The 4,592-nt window shown below is 71.0% G+C and carries 5 protein-coding genes; 4 read left to right on the top strand and 1 reads right to left on the bottom strand.

Going from position 1 to position 4,592, the window contains the following annotated elements:
- Positions 1–237 (bottom strand): methyltransferase domain-containing protein (locus FRW57_RS17690; protein WP_152186616.1); only part of this gene is annotated, 237 nt, incomplete at its 3' end.
- 124 nt (positions 238–361) lie between these two features.
- Here FRW57_RS17690 and FRW57_RS17685 point away from each other — a divergent pair.
- From FRW57_RS17685 to FRW57_RS17670, 4 genes are all read left to right on the top strand, one after another.
- Entirely contained in the window at positions 362–1,549 is a 1,188-nt protein-coding gene (locus tag FRW57_RS17685; RefSeq protein WP_152186615.1) for an aminotransferase class V-fold PLP-dependent enzyme, read from the top strand.
- A 302-nt stretch (positions 1,550–1,851) separates the two neighbouring features.
- Positions 1,852–3,072, top strand: a complete 1,221-nt coding sequence (gene pdhA, locus FRW57_RS17680; protein ID WP_373681306.1) for a pyruvate dehydrogenase (acetyl-transferring) E1 component subunit alpha — start codon at positions 1,852–1,854, stop codon at positions 3,070–3,072.
- 1 nt (position 3,073) lies between these two features.
- Positions 3,074–4,063 (top strand): alpha-ketoacid dehydrogenase subunit beta, encoded by a 990-nt coding sequence (locus tag FRW57_RS17675; RefSeq protein ID WP_152186614.1) that lies wholly within the window; start codon positions 3,074–3,076, stop codon positions 4,061–4,063.
- A gap of 31 nt (positions 4,064–4,094) precedes the next feature.
- Positions 4,095–4,592, top strand: a 498-nt coding sequence (locus FRW57_RS17670; protein WP_338055380.1) for a biotin/lipoyl-containing protein, incomplete at its 3' end; no start/stop codon positions are given.

Genomic DNA, 4,592 nt, shown 5'->3' with positions numbered 1-4,592 from the left:
CCTCAGCATGTCCGCCGACGGCTCGACCGCCACGACGCGCGCGCCGCGCCGGACCAGCGGGAGCGTCGCCCGCCCGGTGCCGGCCCCCACTTCCAGCACCGGCCGACGGAGCAGGTCGCCGGCCTCGCGGGCGAGGTCGTCGAACATCTGCTCCGGGAACTCCGGCCGCAGCCGGTCGTAGGCGCCTGCACCCTGCTCGAACGACCTCGCCCGTCGGACCATCGCGTCGTCGGTCACGACGCGATGGTCGCACGGGCACCGGTGAGGGACATCGTCACAGCGGTCCGGCACAACCCGGCGACGCTCGACCGGCTGACCCGCCGGGAGCTCGAGGTGCTCAGCGGCTGGCAGACTCGGTCGGGTGCGCGACTCCTTCTCCCTCGACCCAGCCATCACCCACGTCAACCACGGCTCCTATGGTGCCGTGCCGATCGTCGTGCAGGAGGAGCAGCAGCGTTGGCGGCGCCGGGCGGAAGCCAACCCGATGCGGTTCAACCGGATCGAGAAGCCGGAGCAGGTGGCCCGAGCGCGAGCTGTCGGAGCCGCGTTCCTCGACGTCGAGTCCGACGCGATCGCCCTGGTGCGCAACGTGACCGAGGCGGTTTCGACCGTGCTGTGCAGCCTCGCCGGCACGGGTGAGCTCGGCCGGGGTGACGTCATACTCGTGAACAGCCAGGGCTATGGCGCGGTGCAACGAGCCGCGCAGCGTTGGTGCGACCGCACCGGCGCCGGCATGGTCACGGTGGACGTGCCGGTCGGCGTCACCGACGACGAACTGGTCGCCGCCCACCGGCGGGTCGCCGAGGAAGTCATCGGCCGTGGAGGCCGGGTGCGACTCGTCGTCATCGACCACGTCACGTCGCCGACCGGGCGGGTCCTGCCGGTGACCGAGTTGACCAGGCTCGCGCGCGAGTTCGGCGCACTCTCCTTCGTGGACGCCGCCCACGTGCCCGGTCAGCTCCTGGCGCGGCCGGCCGGGAGCGGAGCCGACTACTGGACCGGGACGTGGCACAAGTGGGGCTACGCACCGCGCGGCACGACGGTGCTGTGGGTGGCGCCGGCCCGCCGCGAGAGCTGCCTGCCGCTCACGACGAGCTGGGCGCACGGCGAACCCTTCCCCGGGCCGTTCGACATGCGCGGCACCGACGACTACAGCGCGTGGCTCAGCCTGCCGGCCGCCCTCGACTTCTGGGAGTCGGCGGGAGGCCCGGTGATGGCGCAGCGCGCCACCACCCTGCTCGACGACGCTGCCGTGCTGGTGACCAAGGCGTTCGCGGAGGCGGGGTATGCCGTCACGAGCCCGAGCGGCGGATCGCACCCCGCGCCCCAGCTGCGGCTGCTCGCCCTGCCGGACGGGGTCGCGGCGACCGGGGACGCCGCCGATGAGCTCTACGAGCGGTTGAGCGCGGCCAGCGTGGAGGCCCAGGTGCTCTGGCACGCCGGCCGGGGATGGCTGCGACTCAGCGCTGCCCCCTACAACGACCTGGAGGACTACGCCCGCCTTGCCGAGGCGCTGGTGGCCGAGATCGGCTCGATGCCCGCGACGTGATCGCCGCGGACCCTCCCGGCGGGCGGCCCCGCGCCACGGTCTCGGCATGGTCACCGCCGCCTCCTGGACCTGCTCCCGGTCGGCGCACCACCACAACGGGCTGGCCGCTTTGCTGTCCGACCCGACCGGGCTGGGAGACGCAGCCCCGCGCCCGGTAGCGTGTTCCCTGCTAGGCCTGTGAGCGCCGCCACAACGCGTGCGTGAGTCCGCCCCGGACGGCCATCGGCGGAGACCCCGCCCCCTCGGCCGGGGCCCGAGTCGACCGAGCCTCACCCGGCTGGGTCGCAGTAGAAGGAGTGCCCGTGAGCGACCAGGACGTCGCGCCGGTTCCCGAGCGCGATCTCGGCGAGATCAGCAGCCCCCACCACCACGAGACCGTGGCCCCCGGAGTGCCCGTGAGAGACGTCACCGACGGTGGCCCGGAGATGGTGCAGTTCCTCGACGCCGACGGCAAGCGCGTCAGCCGGGGCAACTGCGAGCCCTACGAACCCATCCTCGAGGGCCTCGACCCCGAGACGATGCGCAGCCTCTACCGCGACCTGGTGCTCGTGCGCCGCGTCGACGCCGAAGGGCACGCGTTGCAGCGCCAGGGCGAGCTCGGGCTGTGGCCGTCGCTGCTGGGCCAGGAGGCCGCCCAGGTCGGCGCCGGTCGGGCGATGTCGACGCAGGACTACGCGTTTCCCGGCTACCGCGAGCACGGCGTGGCCTGGTGCAAGGGTGTCCCGCCGCTCAACCTGCTCGGGATGTTCCGTGGCGTGAACCACGGCGGCTGGGACTCCAACGCCAACAACTTCCACCTCTACACGATCGTCATCGGCAACCAGATGCTGCACGCGACCGGCTATGCGATGGGCGTCCAGCGCGACGGCGCGGTCGGCACCGGCGACCCCTCGCGCGACACCGCGGTGATGGCGTTCACCGGCGATGGCGGCACCGCCCAGGGCGACTACAACGAGGCGCTGGTCTTCGCGTCGGTGGCACACGCGCCGGTTGTCTTCTTCGTGCAGAACAACCAGTGGGCCATCTCCGAGCCCAATGAGCGGCAGTTCCGGGTCCCGCCCTACCAACGCGCCAAGGGATTCGGCTTCCCCGGCGTCCGGGTCGACGGCAACGACGTGCTCGCGGTGTATGCCGTGACGAAGCATGCGCTGGACGAGGCCCGTTCCGGTCAGGGACCCACGCTGATCGAGGCGTTCACTTATCGGATGGGCGCGCACACCACCTCCGATGACCCGACCAAGTACCGCGTCTCGGCCGAGGTCGACCTGTGGCGCGAGAAGGACCCGATCAAGCGGATGCGCTCCCACCTGGAGCGCGAGGGGATCGCGGACCCTGCGTTCTTCGACGGCATCGACGCGGAGGCGGACGCGCTGGCGGCCGAGATCCGCACCGGCTGCCAGAACATGCCCGACCCCGAGCTGCCCACGATGTTCGACAAGGTCTATGCCGAGCAGCACCCGGTGATCGACCGGGAACGGGCCGAGCTGATCGCCTACCACGCCGGCTTCGAGGAGGGGAACTGACATGGCGGGCCAGAAGCTCACCCTCGCCAAGGGTCTCAACGCGGGTCTCCGGGCGGCGATGGAGAAGGACGCCAAGGTCGTGCTGATGGGTGAGGACATCGGCAAGCTCGGCGGTGTCTTCCGGATCACCGAGGGCCTGCAGAAGGACTTCGGCGAGGAGCGGGTCATCGACACCCCGCTCGCCGAGGCCGGCATCCTCGGCACCGCAGTCGGCCTCGCGCTGCGCGGTTACCGCCCGGTGGTCGAGATCCAGTTCGACGGGTTCATCTACCCGGCCTTCGACCAGATCATCAGCCAGGTGTCCAAGATGCACTCGCGCTCGCTCGGTTACCTCAAGGTGCCGATGGTCATCCGGGTCCCGTTCGGTGGTGGCATCGGCGCGGTCGAGCACCACAGCGAGTCCAACGAGGCCTACTTCGCTCACACCGCGGGCCTGCGCGTCGTGAGCTGCAGCAACCCCGAGGACGCCTACTGGATGATCCAGCAGGCCATCGAGTGCGATGACCCGGTGATGTTCTACGAGCCCAAGCGGCGCTACCACGAGCGTGCCGAGGTCGAGATCGACGATGCCGCGGGCGCACCGCGAGGTCTGCACGAGGCACAGGTCCTGCGCGAGGGCACGGACGTGACGCTGATCGCCTACGGCCCGATGGTCAAGACCTGCATGGAGGCTGCCGGGGCGGCCGCCGACGAGGGGCGCTCCCTGGAGGTCATCGACCTGCGCTCGCTCTCGCCGCTCGACCTCGACACGGTGACCGCGTCCGCAGAGAAGACCGGCCGTGTGGTCGTCGTCCACGAGGCCAGCACCTTCCTCGGCATGGGTGCCGAGATCGCCGCCGAGATCCAGCAGAAGTGCTTCTACCACCTCGAGGCGCCCGTGCTGCGGGTCGGTGGATACAACATCCCCTACCCGCCCAGCCGCTTCGAGGAGGAGTTCCTGCCCAACCTGGACCGCGTCCTCGACGGGGTCGACAAGGCCCTCGCCTACTGAGGCGCCGCGGCGAACAAGGAGAGACACGAACATGGGCGTCAAGCACTTCAATCTCCCCGACCCCGGCGAGGGCCTGGTCGAGGCCGAGATCGTCACCTGGAAGGTCAAGCCGGGTGACACGGTGAAGACCAATGACATCGTCGTCGAGATCGAGACGGCCAAGTCCCTCGTCGAGCTGCCGATCCCGTGGGAGGGCAAGGTCATCGAGCTCCTCGTGGCCGAGGGCACCACCGTCGACGTGGGGCAGCCGATCGTCTCCGTCGAGGTGGAGGGCGCCGGCGACCAGGCCGAGCCGTCCGCGTCACCGGAGGCAGAGGGTGGAGCCGCCGAGGGCGAGGATCGGGTGGCCAACCTCGTCGGCTACGGCCCGTCGGCATCGTCGGGCAAGCGTCGCAGGCGCAAGGGCCCGGCCGAATCGGCCGGCTCGGCCGGCTCGGCGCCCGGTCAGGCCGCCGAGGGTGTCCAGGCCGTCATGGGGCAGGCAGGTGGTCCGGTGGCCGGCAACGCACCGGCGCAGGCTGCGGCGAAG

The organism is Segeticoccus rhizosphaerae (assembly GCF_009192725.1).
Lineage (GTDB): Bacteria > Actinomycetota > Actinomycetes > Actinomycetales > Dermatophilaceae > Segeticoccus > Segeticoccus rhizosphaerae.
The sequence above is the reverse complement of the archived record's forward strand: the minus strand, read 5'-3'. Positions and strand labels throughout refer to the sequence as shown.